At 67.2% G+C, this 14844-nt stretch carries 15 protein-coding genes; 7 read left to right on the top strand and 8 right to left on the bottom strand.

Annotation, left to right across the window (positions count from 1 at the left end):
- Positions 1-31: 31 nt before the first annotated feature.
- The gene (locus EDD41_RS01740; protein WP_170165195.1) at positions 32-2014 is read right to left on the bottom strand and encodes an ATP-dependent nuclease; all 1983 of its coding nucleotides are present in this window, start codon (positions 2012-2014) and stop codon (positions 32-34) included.
- Positions 2015-2159: 145 nt separating this feature from the next.
- The gene (locus EDD41_RS17710) at positions 2160-2285 is read right to left on the bottom strand and encodes a hypothetical protein (RefSeq protein WP_281273074.1); all 126 of its coding nucleotides are present in this window, start codon (positions 2283-2285) and stop codon (positions 2160-2162) included.
- Between the two features lie 215 nt (positions 2286-2500).
- On the opposite strand from EDD41_RS17710, the gene EDD41_RS01745 reads away from it, so the two are divergent.
- Complete coding sequence (locus tag EDD41_RS01745) at positions 2501-2728, top strand: amphi-Trp domain-containing protein (RefSeq protein WP_094765337.1); 228 nt, start codon at positions 2501-2503, stop codon at positions 2726-2728.
- Here EDD41_RS01745 and EDD41_RS01750 read toward each other — a convergent pair.
- Entirely contained in the window at positions 2718-3518 is an 801-nt protein-coding gene (locus tag EDD41_RS01750) for an HAD family hydrolase (protein ID WP_123574758.1), read from the bottom strand. The genes EDD41_RS01745 and EDD41_RS01750 overlap by 11 nt on opposite strands.
- Entirely contained in the window at positions 3518-4489 is a 972-nt protein-coding gene (locus tag EDD41_RS01755) for a hypothetical protein (RefSeq protein WP_123574759.1), read from the bottom strand. The genes EDD41_RS01750 and EDD41_RS01755 overlap by 1 nt, the downstream gene beginning before the upstream one ends.
- A 147-nt stretch (positions 4490-4636) precedes the next feature.
- Between EDD41_RS01755 and EDD41_RS01760 the strand changes: the two genes are divergently transcribed.
- Genes EDD41_RS01760 through EDD41_RS01780 form a run of 5 tightly spaced genes read left to right on the top strand, consistent with a single transcriptional unit; the run spans position 4637 to position 9562 of the window.
- Positions 4637-5809: an AAA family ATPase gene (locus EDD41_RS01760; protein WP_245995708.1), complete on the top strand. Its 1173-nt coding sequence runs from the start codon at positions 4637-4639 to the stop codon at positions 5807-5809.
- Between the two features lie 3 nt (positions 5810-5812).
- Positions 5813-6853, top strand: a complete 1041-nt coding sequence (locus EDD41_RS01765; protein ID WP_123574761.1) for a DUF58 domain-containing protein — start codon at positions 5813-5815, stop codon at positions 6851-6853.
- An 8-nt stretch (positions 6854-6861) separates the two neighbouring features.
- On the top strand, positions 6862-7833 hold the full coding sequence (locus EDD41_RS01770; protein WP_094765398.1) for a VWA domain-containing protein: 972 nt from the start codon (positions 6862-6864) through the stop codon (positions 7831-7833).
- Complete coding sequence (locus EDD41_RS01775; RefSeq protein WP_094765397.1) at positions 7833-8801, top strand: VWA domain-containing protein; 969 nt, start codon at positions 7833-7835, stop codon at positions 8799-8801. Before EDD41_RS01770 ends, EDD41_RS01775 begins: the two co-directional genes overlap by 1 nt.
- Before the next feature lie 50 nt (positions 8802-8851).
- Positions 8852-9562 carry a YggS family pyridoxal phosphate-dependent enzyme gene (locus tag EDD41_RS01780; RefSeq protein ID WP_094765332.1) on the top strand — a complete coding sequence of 237 codons (711 nt, stop codon included), beginning with the start codon at positions 8852-8854 and terminating at the stop codon, positions 9560-9562.
- A 7-nt stretch (positions 9563-9569) separates the two neighbouring features.
- Here the strand turns inward: EDD41_RS01780 and EDD41_RS01785 are convergent, their stop codons facing one another.
- Positions 9570-11498, bottom strand: coding sequence for a S9 family peptidase (locus EDD41_RS01785; RefSeq protein ID WP_148060440.1), 1929 nt, complete (start codon positions 11496-11498; stop codon positions 9570-9572).
- 131 nt (positions 11499-11629) lie between these two features.
- Between EDD41_RS01785 and EDD41_RS01790 the strand changes: the two genes are divergently transcribed.
- A complete protein-coding gene (locus tag EDD41_RS01790) occupies positions 11630-12130 on the top strand; it encodes a DUF3145 domain-containing protein (protein WP_094765330.1) in 501 nt (166 codons plus the stop codon).
- 61 nt (positions 12131-12191) lie between these two features.
- Here EDD41_RS01790 and EDD41_RS01795 read toward each other — a convergent pair whose 3' ends face one another.
- The 3 genes from EDD41_RS01795 to EDD41_RS01805 all read right to left on the bottom strand — a co-directional run bounded on the left by EDD41_RS01795 (position 12192) and on the right by EDD41_RS01805 (position 14843).
- Complete coding sequence (locus EDD41_RS01795; protein ID WP_123574763.1) at positions 12192-13448, bottom strand: beta-ketoacyl-[acyl-carrier-protein] synthase family protein; 1257 nt, start codon at positions 13446-13448, stop codon at positions 12192-12194.
- An 88-nt stretch (positions 13449-13536) separates the two neighbouring features.
- Positions 13537-13782 carry an acyl carrier protein gene (locus tag EDD41_RS01800; RefSeq protein WP_094765328.1) on the bottom strand — a complete coding sequence of 82 codons (246 nt, stop codon included), beginning with the start codon at positions 13780-13782 and terminating at the stop codon, positions 13537-13539.
- Between the two features lie 68 nt (positions 13783-13850).
- Complete coding sequence (locus EDD41_RS01805) at positions 13851-14843, bottom strand: beta-ketoacyl-ACP synthase III (RefSeq protein ID WP_123574764.1); 993 nt, start codon at positions 14841-14843, stop codon at positions 13851-13853.
- Position 14844 lies beyond the last annotated feature (1 nt).

Raw genomic sequence — 14844 nt, forward strand, 5'->3', positions numbered from 1 at the left:
GATCTCATAGGTCGTTGCAGGAGTCACTCGCCTATGCGAGTGACTTGTTCGCAGCTGCGACGAGCGACGCCCAGGACTCCTGCTCATCGGCGGTCAATGCGTCAGCACCGTTGGTAGCGAGCCATCGGACGAAAGCGCGAGCAAGCTTCCACTTCGATACTTCGGTGTGTTCGTCGGCCAGAATCTCCATGATCGGCCGCTGCGAGTGTGCTGCGATCGTAGAGACGCTGTCCCATCCGCACTCGTCTCGCGCGACGAGGCCGAGGCTGACTCGAAGGAGGTCTTCAATCTCGGCACGCTGAACCCCGGTGACGTGATCGCCGGTTCGGAGGATGCGCTTGCTGGTAAGGAGTTGCCAGAGGGCTTCCTGGTCCGCGGCCTTGTCGCCGGCGGCGTCCGAGTCCAGCAACGCGGCAACTCTCAAGTCCTGGCTGGTAAGAATCGTGCTGTAGTAGACGACCTTGCTGGCGCTACCCGCCGGCACGAGCGCCATGCCGTCGTCCAGCGTAGCGCCGTCTTGCGCACCGAATGCCGCGTTCAAGGCTTCGATGTAGAGCAGGTCTGTCACGCCTTCGACCACCAGATTCTTCTGGTGTGTGAACATGCTCTGCGCGAGATCGTAGCCCAGTGCCGCCTGGAGGGGATAGATCGACTTCGGATCATCGACGGCGAGGCGAGTGTGGACTTTCGTTCCTGTCTTCCTGTCGGTCATTTCGACTATGCGAACTAGGTCAAGTTCGTCCGAGCCGACCATGAAGGGGGAGTGGGTTGTGTAGAGGATCTGGTTTCCCTCAGCGAGCCGCGACACGGTCTTGCGGAACTCCTGCTGCTTCAAGGCATGGAGACTCAGGCCGGGCTCATCGAGAAGGAGGATCGCGTCCTTCAGATCGTCCTTGGCCTGTGCATGGAAGACGACGAAGAATGAGACGAGCCAGCGGAAACCCTCGCTCCGCTGATCCAACTCGACGGGAATACCGAGTTCATCTTCGACCAAGGTCTGGAGGTACTGGCCGTCTACATCCAAACGAATGGTTAGTCTGTCGTCGTTCCAGACTCTCTGAATTTCCTCTGTGAGGCGCGCTCCCGCAGTCTGGAGTGCCCGCTTTCGCTCGGTGACGCGACGTTCGTGAGCGGCCAACTCTTTCTTATATTGATTCTGGACGTTGACATCGTTGTCGTAGTTGTGCCCCTTCTCGGGTGCTTCGGATGCCATGTCGGAGAGTTCCTTGGCGGTGAATCCGAGGAACTTGAGCAGTTGCAGGTTTCCGAAGTCGTAGTCCAAGTCGATCTCGCCAGACGCCTCACGTTCGGCCAGCCGATTGAGGTGGATGCGCGGGCGGACCGCGAAGTACGAGGAGTAGTAGACGAAAGGGGGCATGCGATCCGCTAGGTGCTTGCCGATCTTGTCGAGCGCAAGAGCACCCTTGAGCGTGGCGCTCAGCGCATCCCAGTGAGTTTCGGCAGCAGACCCCTCTGCGAATAAAGGCAAGGCGGCATCGAGATGCATCTTCAGTTCAGCGGCTACCTCACCACTGATCGCGGTATCTGAGGCTTGTGCGTCTTTCCAATCCGATATTGCCTTGGCGGCTTGCTTCGCCTCCTCGTCGGATTGCTTGTTCATCGCGCCTGTGAGGCGGAGGATCGACTTCTCGACGTCCCCTACGGTCGGCGCCGCGGGAAGCCCTGTCACCGAGTAGGTCCGCTTCTTGTTCATCCAGGCGGTCATGACGAGCCGGATCTCGTCGGAGCCTTCCGGCAGACTCAGGCCGGTTAGGTCCTTCGGCTCCGGTCGCATGACGACACGGGCTACGGCCTGCGTTCCCGGGTCAAGGTTCTTCCGACGGATGTCGTCAACCATGGACGCCGGCGCGTCGAAGAGCCAGTCGATGGCGGCGGTGTCGTCGGTGGGACTAGCGTGCTGTAGAGCCTTCAGCAGAGCGGTCTTCCCCGCCTCGTTGATGCCGACAAGGATTGTCTTTTCGGGCTCCACCTCAAACTGACCGCTGTCAATCACGCAACGAAAGTTGCTGATCTTGGCAGACTCAACACGCATCGTGACACCCCCCTCGTATGCGGGCTTGTACCGCCCTAGGAGTTTCAAGGATATCGGTCAGGAGCGACAGAGGCGGGGTGGCAGCGTGCGCGTCTGTGAGATGAGTTCACCGGTTGCCTCGATTGTCAGCCCCGCGGGTCTTTGTCCAGACGGTGGCACGATGCACGCCGAACTTCTTCGCCAGCGTGGTGACGCTGGCGCCGTTGGCGCGGGCTGTTCGCATAACGTTCACTTCCTCCTCAGTCAGCCGTGTTCGAGTGCGTCTCCTTGGCTCTGCGGCGGCCGCGATCAGCGGGTCATCAGGCTCGTTAGCAGGCTCCGCCACGTCGGCGGACCCTTGATTCCACGCGGAAACCAGCCGTTCGACCCGCTGTCGCCTGTTCCCGTAGTGCTCCATTGCGTCCACCAATGCTTGCCTTTGCCCCTGCCATGGCGTGAGGTGGTGTCATGGGAGATGAGCTGCACGAGCACGAGTCCGAGCAGACCATGACGCGCGAACAGGCGGCCGTGAAGTTGCGGCAACTGGCCGATGACCTCTCGCGGCACAACGAGGTCCGGGTCAACCACGGGGACCGTGAGCTGTCAGTGGCAGTGCCGGCCATGGTGGATCTCGAAATCGAGGTCGAGGTGGAGCCGGGCAAGAAGTCCGAGCTGGAGATCACCATCAGCTGGTGAGCAGTCGTTCCAGCACCTGGGCGACTCCGGATTCGTCGTGACTCCCGGCCCGGGGCAAACCGGCGTTGACCAGGAGTGGGTGGGCGTCGGCCATCGCGTAGCCGGACCCGACCTCACGGAGCATCTCGAGGTCATTGGGCATGTCCCCGAAGGCCACGGCCCGCGAGATGTCCACGCCGAGTTCGTCGCACAGCCGGGCCAAGGTGGAGGCCTTGGTCACGCCGGGTGCGGAGACCTCCAGCAGGCCAAGCGGACCACCCATGGACCAGGTGCAGGTGAGCAGGCCGTCGCACAGGTCCATCAGGCGCTCGGCCAGCCGATCACTGTCCATCTCTCGGGAGACCACCAGCAGTTTCACGAAGGGCCGCCCCTCGGTGATCTCGGCCAGGCGACCAATGTGGTCTGCCTCCACCATGTCCCCGCGCAGGGGAGACTCCGGCTCACGCCCCCACCCGATACCGTACTCGACGCCGAAACTCACGTCGGGACAGCGTTCCCGCATCCGGGCAGCAACATCGAGGCAGACCTCGCGTGGGACAGGAAAGGACTCGAGGATCCGGTGTTCGGCCAGGTCGAAGACCACGGCACCATTGCTGGCCAACACATAGGGGTGCGTGTCGCAGATCGGTTCAAGGCACTGCAGCCATCTGGCCGGCCGCCCGGTGGCGACGACGAAGGGAATGCCCAACTCCTTGAGCCGATGCACAGCCGCGGCATTGCGTTCGCTGACCCGCTTGCCGGTGTCCAGGAAGGTGCCGTCCAGGTCCGAGGCAACCAGCGAGGGCAACATCACAACCTCTTGTTCGGCGTCGGGCTGCCGGCATCCCCAGAGGCGCTGCCCGAGGGCATCGGGGACTCCATCGACGGGTTGCCGCTGGGGCTGGTCGGCTGACCGGAGCTGGGGCTGCCGCTCTGGGACGGGGAACCACTGCCCTGCGACGGGCTGGCCTTACTCGGCGACGAGGAACCCGAGCCGGACTGCGAGGGGGAACCACTGGGCGAGCCCGACTGCGGGGACTGCGATGGCGGCGGCGTCTGCGAGCTAGGCGGAGGCGTCGTCGGAATCGGTGGTGGTGGGGGAGCGGGCGGGGTGTTCTGGAAGAGGAGCACCGCGATGAGCAGAGCCAGCGCTGACAGCAGGATCATCAGCAGCCAACTGACCAGCATGGAGATCCAGCCGGCTCGGTCCGTGCGGCCCGGCCACGGCAGAGGCCATGCCCGCCACCCGGCCGGCGCCGAGTCATGGATCCAGTGCAGCTGGTAGTCGGGACCGCTGGGCGTGCCCAGCAGGCTGGTGGTTGACAGGTCGACGCTGCGCAGCAGGCGCTCCGCCTCCGCGACGGCCGCCTCGGAGCCGTCATAGGCCAGTGCCACCCACGGCGCGAGGGCTTGCTGCCCGGGCTCCACCGGGGCGTCGGCCTCCGGCAAGAAGCGGTGCGCCAGGCGTCCCTGGTCCTGACCCTGGCCACCACGGGCCACCACGGTGTCGATGTGCAGCTTGTTGACCTCACCGGCGAGGCGTTCACGACACGCCGCATCCTGGGCGGCACCGTGGGCCAGCATCACCAGCAGCACCTGTCGGTGGGCCCCCTGTCCGTCCACGCCGTGTGCCAGGTAGGCGACCCCGGGCGGTCCCGCAACCAGGCGGGCATCGAGCCAGAATCCCCCGATCCGGGGAGGGTCGGAAGGCAGCAGCGGCGCGGCGAGGGGAGCCGGCGCGCCAGGCACGGGCTGCTCAGGGTGAGGATTCTGCTCGGACATCGCTGTCCATCTCACCACATCGCGCCAAGCTGGGTCACGGCAATGCTTGAGGCCGCACGGTATCGTGACAAGCACGTGCCCAGACGAGCCCGCACAGCCAGGAGACATCACGTGAGCAGCACCCCCGATGAACGCCCCAGCGCGACGATGACCAATGAGGACGCAGCCCAGCTGCTCGGGGAGGCCATCGCCCAGGTACAGCGGGTGATCGTCGGTCAGGAACACATGGTCGAACAGCTGATGGTCGGCCTGCTGGCCAAGGGCCACATCCTGCTGGAGGGCGTGCCCGGCGTGGCCAAGACCCTCGCCGTGCGTTCCTTCGCCACCGTCGTCGGCGGTGACTTCGCGCGCGTGCAGTTCACCCCTGACCTGGTCCCCTCGGACATCGTCGGCACGCGCATCTACTCCGCGTCGAAGGAATCCTTCGACATCGAGCTGGGCCCGGTCTTCGTCAACTTCGTGCTGGCCGACGAGATCAACCGCGCGCCCGCCAAGGTGCAGTCCGCGATGCTCGAGCTGATGGCCGAGAAGCAGGTGTCCATCGCGGGGCACACCTACCCGGCGCCCAAGCCCTTCATCGTGATCGCCACCCAGAACCCGGTGGAGTCCGAGGGCGTCTACCCGCTGCCCGAGGCGCAGCGTGACCGCTTCCTGCTCAAGGTCGACGTGCCCTACCCGCGTGGGAATGAGGAGTTCGAGATCCTGCGCCGGATGTCGGTCACGCCGCCGGAGCCGACGAATGTGCTGGATCCGGAGAAGACCCGGCAGTTGCAGGACATGGCCAGCAATGTCTTCGTGCACAACCTGGTGGCCGAGTACATCGTGCGGCTCGTGCTGGCCACCCGCACGCCCGCCGACTTCGGCATGCCGGACCTGACCAATGTGATCCAGATCGGTTGCTCGCCGCGCGCGACATTGGGTCTGGTGGCCGCTGCACGAGCCCTGGCCCTGATCCACGGGCGGGACTACGTGCTGCCCACGGACGTGCAGGCAGTCGCATCCGACGTCATGTGCCACCGTCTGGTGCTCGGCTTCGATGCGGTGGCGGACAACATCTCTCCCGCCCAGGTCGTCGAGCGCATCCTGGCCATGGTCCCGCCGCCCACCCCGGTGTGGAATGACAAGACCAGGGCCGAGCAGCACGGGCAGCACTCCGTGCACCCGGAGGCCACCGTCCAGCTGCCCGCGCCAGAGGCCGCAAGCGACGCCCCGGCGGCAGGAAGCCCGGCCCCCTCGGCAGGGAACCTCGCCCCGTCGGCCGAGCCCGTCGAGGGCCCCAACTTCCCGCCCCCCGCCAACCCGTACAACCCGCAGAACTGATCCATGACCCAGAATCCCGCAGGACGGCCGGACATCGGAGCCGCCGGCAGTGTGCTGACGCCCCCGACGGGCGCCACGCTGCCGCTCAGCAGGCTGGCACCGGAGGCAGCACTGCGTCGGCTGGAGCTGACCGTGGTGCGACGTCTGGAGGGCTTCCTGCACGGCGATCACCTCGGCCTGCTCCCCGGGCCGGGCTCCGACGTCAACGACGCGCGCGTCTACCAGCCGGGTCAGGACGACGTGCGCAAGATGGACTGGGCCGTGACTGCTCGCACCACCGTGCCCCACGTCCGCGACACCATCGCCGACCGTGAACTGGAGGTCTGGTCGCTCCTGGACGTCACCCCGTCGATGAACTGGGGCACCGAGGGCGTCACCAAACGAGACCTTGGCATCGCCGCGATCGCCACCATCGGTTTCCTATCCCAGAGGATGGGGGACCGCTTCGGTGGCATGATCATGCGGCAGGACTCCATCAAGCGGCTGCCGCCCAGCAGCGGCCGCACCGCCCTGTACGGCCTGCTGCGCAAGATGCTCGACGAGCCGATCGTCCCGGACCACGCGCCCGGTTCGATGACCCTGGCCCACGGCATCGAGCAGATGGTGCGCACCCAGCGTCGGCGCGGCATGCGCGTGGTGGTCAGTGACTTCCTCACACCCGGGGATTCAGAGCTGGACCCCAACGTGGAACCCGAGTGGGAACGTGCCCTGCGCCGTCTGGCCGTGCGCAACCAGGTGCTGTGCATCGAGGTGGTGGACAGCCATGAGGTCAACTTCCCGGATGTCGGTGAGATGTTGATCAAGGATCCGGAAACGGACTTCGCCCGCTACGTGAACACCTCGGATCCCGCGGCCCGCACCCGGATGGATGCCGCCTCCGCGGCCCAGCGGGAACGGATCAGGATCGCCATGCGGCGCGCCGGCGTCGGGCACATCCAGCTCCGCACGGACCGCGACTGGGTGGAGGACATCGCCCGCTTCGTGCTGGCCTACCGCCGCACCGCCTCGATGCTGCACCAGCCGCCCCAGGGGGTGAGCAAGTGAGCCCCCAGCTGGTGACCCTTCTTCTCAGCTGGCCCGAGTTCAAGAACCCGGGCCGGCTGTGGACCCTCGCGCTCCTGCCGCTGCTGGTGATCGCCTACTTCCTGGCACTGCGGCTCAAGGGCCGCACCGGCATCCGCTACACCAACACGGCAGTCCTGGGCGCCATCCTGCCCAAGCAGTCCCAGTGGCGTAGGCATCTGGCCGTCGCGATGAGCCTGTGCTCGTTGGTCGCGCTCAGCATGGCCTGGGCCCGTCCGATGGGCCTCGAGCGCGTGCCGCGGGAGCGCGCCACCGTCGTCGTGGTGATCGACTCGTCGCAGTCCATGATGGCCACCGACGTGAAGCCCAACCGGCTGGATGCCGCCAAGACGGAGGCGAAGGACTTCATCAACACGCTGCCCGACGGCTTCAACGTGGCCGTCGTCTCCCTGAGCGGCAGCTCGTCGGTGCGGATGCCGCCCAGCATCGACCGTGCCGCCACGCTGCGCGCCATCGACGGCATCCAGCTGCAGGACGGTACGGCGATCGGCGATGCCATCGAGTCCAGCCTGTCGGCCATCAAGCAGGCCCCGCTCGGCAATGACAAGAAGCCCGCACCGGGACTCGTGGTGATGCTCTCCGACGGCACCAACACCACCGGCGCCGACGTGGCGGGAGCAGCGGCCAAGGCCAAGAGCCAGAAGGTGCCCGTCTACACGATCGCCTATGGCAAGCAGACCGGCTACGTGGACCTCGACGGCAAGCGGGAACGCGTGCCACCGGACCCCAAGCTGCTGCAGCAGGTCTCCCAGGCCACGGGTGGCAAGTCCTGGAGCGCGGACAGCGCCGGGGAACTCAAGGACGTCTACAAGGACGTCAAGAGCCAGGTCGGCTACGAGGAGGTGCGCAAGGAGCGCACCGCCCAGTACGCCCTCTACGCCCTGGCCTTCGCGACGGTGGCCGCGCTGGGCGCGGTCTCGATGGCAGCGAGGTGGCCGTGATGCACGATGTCCTGCTCCTGACGCAGTTCATGCGTCCCCACCGGCTCTGGCTCCTCATGCTGGTTCCGGCCATCGGCCTGCTGTACCTGCTGCTGAACGGACGTTTCCGTCCCCAGCCGGGGCGGCGCCGGACCCGTCTGGACCTGGTGATTCCCAAGGACGCGTCATGGAAGCGCCACGGGGCCGTGCTGCTGGCCCTCGCCTCCCTGACCTCCCTGGTGGTGGCCTGGGCCATGCCGAAGGCCTACACGAATGTGCCGCGGGACCGGGCCACCGTCGTGATCGCCATCGACGTGTCGCGGTCCATGGTGGCCAGCGACGTCCAGCCCAACCGGCTCGCCGCGGCCCAGACCGCGGCACAGGCCTTCACAAAGGAGCTCCCGGAACGCTTCAACGTGGCCCTGGTCACCTTTGCCGCGACCACCCAGATCGTGGTGCCACCCACGACGGACCGCGGTGCGGTGGACCGGGCGATCGAGAACCTGGAGGTGGCCCCGTCGACGGCCATCGGCGACGGCATCTACACCTCGCTCGATGCGCTGAAGCTGGTGCCACCGGACAAGGACCATCCCAAGGAGACCGCGCCCGCCGCCATCGTGCTGCTCTCCGACGGCGCCACCAACATCGGGCGTTCCTCACTGGCCGCGGCGGAGCAGTCGCGCGCGCAGAACGTGCCGGTCTACACGATCGCCTACGGCACCTCGACGGGCTATGTGATGGAGGGCGGCCAGCGCCAACCGGTGCCGGTGAACCATGCGGAACTGTCGGCCGTCGCCCGGGCTTCGGGGGGCAAGAAGTTCGCCGCCGCCAGCAAGGACGAACTGGAGGCCGTCTACAAGACGATCGCCCAGAGCGTCGGCTACGAGAAGGTCTACACCGAGGTCACCGACAAGTACGCGGGCCTTGCCCTGCTCTTCGCCGTCCTGGCCTCCTTGGGTGTGATCTCCTTGGGTGCCCGCTGGCCCTGAGCCTCGGTGCCGGCTGGCGTGCTGGCCCGGTCCAGTGATTGATTGGATCCATGCCCAGTGACATCGCCCAGAACCTTGCCTCCGTCGAGGCCCGCATCGCGGCCGCCTGCTCCGCGGCCGACCGTGACCCGTCAACGGTGAGCCTGCTCCCGGTCAGCAAGACCCACCCGATGGACGCACTGCGCGAGGTTGCCTCCCACGGCTACACGCTGTTCGGCGAGAACAAGGTGCAGGAACTGGTCGCCAAGTCTGCAGAACTGAGCGAGGACGATGGCTTCGGCTTCAGTGTCATCGGGCACCTGCAGACGAACAAGGCAAAGCAGGTGGCCGAGCTGGCCAGCGAGTTCCAGTGCCTTGACTCGGCCAAGATCGCCGTGGCCCTGGACAAGCGCCTCCAGCCGCTGGGCAAGCGGCTCCCGGTGCTGATCCAGGTCAATTCCTCGGGTGAGGAGCAGAAGTCCGGCATCGCTCCCGAGGAGGTTCCGGGCCTGGTGGACGAGCTGACGGCGTGCGACGCCCTGGACGTGCGCGGTCTGATGACCGTCGCCATCAAGGGCGACGAGCCCCAGGTGGCGGCCTGCTTCGAGCGGATGCTGGAGCTGCAGCGCAGGCTCCGCGACGCGCAGGCCCTCGGTTCGTCCTGGGACGAACTCAGCATGGGCATGTCGGGTGACCTGGAGCTGGCGATCGCCCACGGGTCCACGTGTGTACGCGTGGGCACCGCCATCTTCGGGGCCCGGGACTACGGTCCCCTGGCCTGAGCTCGCCTCACGCCAGGTTCTCGACCTCCAGGCGCGGGACCTCGTCAGCGGGTGTGAAACCGAAGAGTTGGCTGAAGAAGCTCAACTGCGCCTCCACCACCGCCCGCCGGGTGGACTGCTTGCGGAAGCCGTGGCCCTCACCCTCGAAGAGGATCAGTGCGACGGGCAGCTTCTTGGCCCGCACGGCCTGGGCCATCGACTCCGCCTGGTTCGGCGGCACCACCTTGTCGTCCAGGCCCTGCAGGATCAGCATCGGGCTTGAGAGCCGGTCGACGTGATGGATGGGGGAGCGGTCCAGGTAGACCTGTCGTCCCTCGGGGTAGGGCGCCACCAGCAGGAAGGGATAGCGGGACTCGAACTTGTGGGTGTCGGTCACCAGCGTCTCCAGGTCCCCGATTCCGTAGCGGCTGACGCCGGCGGCGAAGACATCGGAGACGACCAGGGCCTGCAGGGTGGTGTAGCCACCCGCGGAACCGCCCTGGATGACGATCCGCCGCGGGTCCGCCAGGCGGCGCTCCACGATGGCTTGGACGGCATCCACGCAGTCATCGACGTCGGCGATGCCCCAGGTGCCGTACAGGCGGTTGCGGTAGGCGCGGCCGAAGCCCGCCGAGCCGGAGTAGTTGACGTCCAGCACCGCGAAGCCACGTGAGGTCCAGAACTGGAAGTCCGTGCGGTAGATGCCCGGGGCCATGCCGGTCGGACCGCCGTGGGTGTTGACGATCATCGGGGCCAGCTCGCCCTCCGGGAGACAGGCCTGCGGATTGGCCGGCGGATAGTACCACGCCTGACTGCGGCTATGCCGCCCTTCGAACCAGACCGACTCCGGCCGCGAGACCCACTCCGGGGCGGGCTGGGAGGAAGCGGCCTCCTGAACCGCCGTCGTCTGCATCGTGGACGGATCCAGACGCAGGATCTGGGCATGCCGGTCAGCGTGGTCGACGTTGAGGAAGATCCCCGCGGGGCCGGCGGCGATGGAGTCCACGTCGGCAAAGGTGCCCTCCACCCAGCGAGGCTCCCCTCCGTCGAGGTCCAGCAAGCAGACGCGGGCGCGGGCGTCGTCGTAGCAGAAGGTCACCAGGGTGCGGCCGTGCGCGGCGTACAGGTCATTGGGCAGTACCCAGAGCGGACGGCAGAAGTCCTTGTCCGAGCTGAGCAGCTGCTGACGGGTGTCGTCGCCGCGCAGGATCCACGGATTCCAGAAGCCGGTCTCGTCACTCATGAAGACCAGGTCTTCACCTGCCCAGCGGGGATGAAGGACGCTGATCTCGTCGCCTCCGGCCACCTGCCTCAACTCACCCGTGCCGTCCTCGGCAAGGTCCAGGACCATGATGCGGCTGCCATCCCACGGCATGTTGGGGTGGCTCCACTCGACCCATGCGAGCCTGCCCCCGTCGGACAGCTCCGGGTGGGCGTAGAAGTCGGAGCCCTCGGCCAGCACCCGGCCACCGTCGCCATTGTCCCCGTCGAGGTCGAGCGCGACGACGGTGGTGACGGCCTCGTCCGCACCGCGGTGGTCCTCGCGGACGGCCAGGACCAAACGACGCGCCGCATCCACCCGCAGGCCTGCGAAACGCAGGTCGCGATTGGTGCCGGTGATCGCCCGGTCAGCGCCGTCCTCGATGACGTGCACCGCGCCGTCGCTGTCATTGCACCAGGCCACGATGCCGTCCCGGGCATGCCAGGTGCCACCGCCGTACTCCTGCACGCGGGAGCGGACGCTTGCATCCGTGGGGGTGGCATCCGTTGCCCGTCCGTCTCGCAGCCGCACCAGCACCGTGCGTCCGTCGAGCTCCGGGCGGGACTCCAGCCAGTAGACGTCGTCCCCGTCGACGCCGACGCTGGACAGGCCCGTGCCGGCCTTCAGGAGGGCGTCCACGTCGACGACGGAGGGCCAGCTGCCGCAGGGCAGAGGAGTGCACTCGGTGGTGGTCATGACCACGAGCCTATCCAGAGCGGTTGAACCGGCATGGGTGCGTGGGGCAGAATCGAACGGACGTCACATCCTCATGTCTGGTCGAAGTCTGCAGGGGAAGGCACGACTGGGGCCTTGGCAGGAGGATCGTGATGACCGGCATGACCCGTGGGCTCTTCTTCGTCCACTCGACGCCGTCGGCGCTGTGCCCGCACATCGAATGGGCCGTCGAGGGCGTCCTTGGCGTGCCCCCGCATTTCGACTGGTCGCCGCAGCCGGCCATGCCCGGCAGCGTGCGCTGCGAGGTCCCGTGGACGGGACCCGAGGGAACCGGTGCCCGGTTGGCCAGCGCCTTCCTGGCCTGGCAGCGGATCCGTTTCGAGGTGACCGAGGATTCCGGCCCGGCTGGTGAGGGCAACCGGTGGAGCTACACGCCGAACCTGGGCATCTTCCACGCTGCCACCACCATCAGCGGTGACATCACGGTTCCCGAGGAACGGATCAAGTTGGCCATCTCCCAGGACGCGACGGGAGCCAAGCCGCTGCGCGCCTCCCTGGACGAATTGCTCGGGACCCCCTGGGACGACGAGCTGGAGGTCTTCCGGCACGCCGGGGAGGATGCCCCGGTCCGCTGGATGCACCGCGCGGGCTGACCAATCAGAACAGGCCCGGCCACCGCAGTGGCCGAGCCTGTCGAGGCGTCTGAGCTAAAGGTCAGCGGCTCTGGTTCTGGTTGGTCGCCACGATGGCGACATTGTGGCCACCGAAGCCGAAGGAGTTGTTCAGCGCGGCGAGGTCGCCCTCGGGCAGCTCCCGCAGGGTGGTGGCAATCTCCACCGGCAGTCCCGGCTCCAGGTTCTCGATGTTGATCGTCGCCGGAATCTGACGCGTGTTCAGCGCCATCACCGTCGCGAAGGTCTCGATGGCACCGGCGCCGCCCAGCAGGTGACCGGTCATCGACTTGGTGGAGGTGACGATCACGTCGTCGGCGGCAGTGCCCAGGGCGGTGCGGATGCTGCCCGCTTCGGTCACGTCGCCTTTGGGGGTCGAGGTGCCGTGTGCATTGACGTGCCTGATGTCGGCGGGCAGCACGTCGGCCTCCTTCAGGGCCCGCACCATGGCGGAGGCCTGGCCGCGGCCGTCGGGATCGGGTTCGACGATGTCGTGGTTGTCGGCACTGATGCCGGCACCAGCGAGCGTGCCGTAGATCTTGGCGCCACGGGCCTGGGCGTGTTCCAGGCTCTCGAGCACCATGCAGACTGAACCTTCACCCATTACGAAACCATTGCGGTCGGTGTCCCACGGGCGCGATGCAGTCTCGGGGGAGTCGTTGCGGCGGGAGAGCGCCTGCATCTGGGCGAAGGCATTGATCGGCAGCGGGTGGATGACGGCCTCGGTGCCGCCGGCAAGCACGATGTCCGCGCGGCCCAGACGGATCATGTCGATGGCCAGGCTGATCGCCTCGTTCGAGGAGGCACAGGCGCTGACGGGGGTGTGGATGCCGGCGCGGGCGTTCACCTTGAGACCAAGGTTCGCGGCGGGGGCATTGCTGATCAGCATTGGGATGGTGAAGGGGCTGACGCGTCGCAGGCCCTTCTCCTTCTGGATGTCCCACTGGTCAAGCAGCGAGTTCAGGCCACCGATGCCCGACGCGACGCTGACGGCGATCCGGTCCTCGTCGAGGCTGTCGTTCTTCTCCCCGAAGACCAGGCCGGCATCCTCCCAGGCCTCCTTGCCGGAGATGAGGGCCATCTGGGTGGAGCGGTCCAGACGGCGGGCCTGGACGCGGTCAAGATGGCTGGCCGGATCGCCGGCCGCGGAGGCGGCGAAGGTCACGGGCAGCTCGGCAGCCCACGGCTGGGTGAGGGTGTGGGCTCCACTGACCCCGTCGAGCATCGCCTGCCATGTGGCGGGGGCGGTCTCGCCGAGCGGGGTGTAGGCGCCGAAACCGGTGATGACAACGGTGGTCATGGGTACTCCAAGGATTGTGTGTGGTGGGCGGTGGGTGCGGGGCGCGGGCCGGGCAGCGTCTGCCCGGCCCGCGGCGGCCACGTCAGGTTCAGGCCTGGGCGCGCTCGATGAAGGCCACGGCGTCGCCGACGGTCTTGAGGTTCTTGGCATCCTCGTCGGGGATCGAGACGCCGAACTTCTCCTCGCAGGCGTAGATGATCTCGACCATGCTCAGGGAGTCGACGTCGAGGTCCTCGGTGAAGGACTTGTCGAGCTGGACATCCTCGACGCCGACGCCGGCGACGTCGTTGACGATCTCGGCGAGGTCGGAACGGATCTCTTCGGTGCTGGCCATGATGGCCTCCTGTTTCTGTGTTGGTGTTGCGGTGCTGTACGGGGCCGCCGGATGGCGAACCCCGGGTTCTAGGGGAGGATGACGACCTGCCCGGCGTATGCGAGACCGCCGCCGAAGCCGATCATCAGTGCGGTCTGGCCGCTGCGAGCCTCGCCGGACTGCAGGACGGCGTCCAGCGCCAGCGGCACGGAGGCCGCCGACGAATTGCCCATCTGGGCAATGTCCCGGGCGACCACGATCTCGCCTGGCAGTTTCAGGTGGCGCAGCATCGAGTCGGTGATGCGGTTGTTCGCCTGGTGCGGGACGAAGACGTCAAGATCCTCCGGGGCCAGGCCGGCCGCCGCAAGGGTCTCGCGGGTCTTGTCCGCGATGAACGTGGTGGCCCAGCGAAAGACCTTGGTGCCGTCCATCCGGATGAAGGGGTGCTCCTGGTCGTCGCCCAGGGCGGACCATTCGTCGAGGGTCAGCACATCGTGCTGGGAGGGGTCCGAACCCCAGACGGTGGGGCCGATCTGCGGTGTCTCGGACGGCCCGATCACGACGGCCCCGGCGCCGTCGCCGAAGAGGAAGGCGGTGCCGCGGTCGGTCTTGTCCAGCAGCCGGCTCAGCACCTCGGCCCCGACGACCAGCACCTGGCGTGCTGCTCCGGTGCGCACCAGGGAGTCGGCAAGACCGACGCCGTAGCAGAAGCCGGCGCAGGCGGCGGTCAGGTCGAAGACCGCCGGGCCGGTGCAACCCAGGTCCGCGGCGACGCGGGCGGCCAACGAGGGCATGGCCTGGTCATTGCTGATGGTCGCCACGATGACGGCGTCGATCTCTGAGGCCTGCAGCCCGGCACGTTCGAGGGCCTGGGCACAGGCGGACACGGCGAGGCTGCGCGGAGTCTCCTCGTCGGTGGCCCAGTGTCGTGCCTCGATGCCGGTGCGCTGCCTGATCCACTCGTCGCTGGAGTCGATGAGGGTGCACATCTCCTCATTGCTGACGACATGCGAGCCGCGGCTGGCACCGGTCGACACGATGCGGGACCCGGCAACGCCCGCAACGGGGATGATGGCTGCCATC

Source organism: Luteococcus japonicus (assembly GCF_003752415.1).
Classification (GTDB): Bacteria; Actinomycetota; Actinomycetes; order Propionibacteriales; family Propionibacteriaceae; genus Luteococcus; species Luteococcus japonicus.

What these genes read in the sequence shown, in the direction of transcription:
- EDD41_RS01775 (WP_094765397.1), top strand. Translation starts at nt 7,833, where the DNA reads ATGCACGATGTCCTGCTCCTGACGCAGTTCATGCGTCCCCACCGGCTC.
- EDD41_RS01760 (WP_245995708.1), top strand. Translation starts at nt 4,637, where the DNA reads ATGACCAATGAGGACGCAGCCCAGCTGCTCGGGGAGGCCATCGCCCAG.
- EDD41_RS01795 (WP_123574763.1), bottom strand. Translation starts at nt 13,448, where the DNA reads ATGACCACCGTTGTCATCACCGGTTTCGGCGCCTACACCCCGCTCGGC.
- EDD41_RS01785 (WP_148060440.1), bottom strand. Translation starts at nt 11,498, where the DNA reads ATGACCACCACCGAGTGCACTCCTCTGCCCTGCGGCAGCTGGCCCTCC.
- EDD41_RS01745 (WP_094765337.1), top strand. Translation starts at nt 2,501, where the DNA reads ATGGGAGATGAGCTGCACGAGCACGAGTCCGAGCAGACCATGACGCGC.
- EDD41_RS01790 (WP_094765330.1), top strand. Translation starts at nt 11,630, where the DNA reads ATGACCGGCATGACCCGTGGGCTCTTCTTCGTCCACTCGACGCCGTCG.
- EDD41_RS01750 (WP_123574758.1), bottom strand. Translation starts at nt 3,518, where the DNA reads ATGTTGCCCTCGCTGGTTGCCTCGGACCTGGACGGCACCTTCCTGGAC.
- EDD41_RS01765 (WP_123574761.1), top strand. Translation starts at nt 5,813, where the DNA reads ATGACCCAGAATCCCGCAGGACGGCCGGACATCGGAGCCGCCGGCAGT.
- EDD41_RS01755 (WP_123574759.1), bottom strand. Translation starts at nt 4,489, where the DNA reads ATGTCCGAGCAGAATCCTCACCCTGAGCAGCCCGTGCCTGGCGCGCCG.
- EDD41_RS01800 (WP_094765328.1), bottom strand. Translation starts at nt 13,782, where the DNA reads ATGGCCAGCACCGAAGAGATCCGTTCCGACCTCGCCGAGATCGTCAAC.
- EDD41_RS01780 (WP_094765332.1), top strand. Translation starts at nt 8,852, where the DNA reads ATGCCCAGTGACATCGCCCAGAACCTTGCCTCCGTCGAGGCCCGCATC.
- EDD41_RS01805 (WP_123574764.1), bottom strand. Translation starts at nt 14,843, where the DNA reads ATGGCAGCCATCATCCCCGTTGCGGGCGTTGCCGGGTCCCGCATCGTG.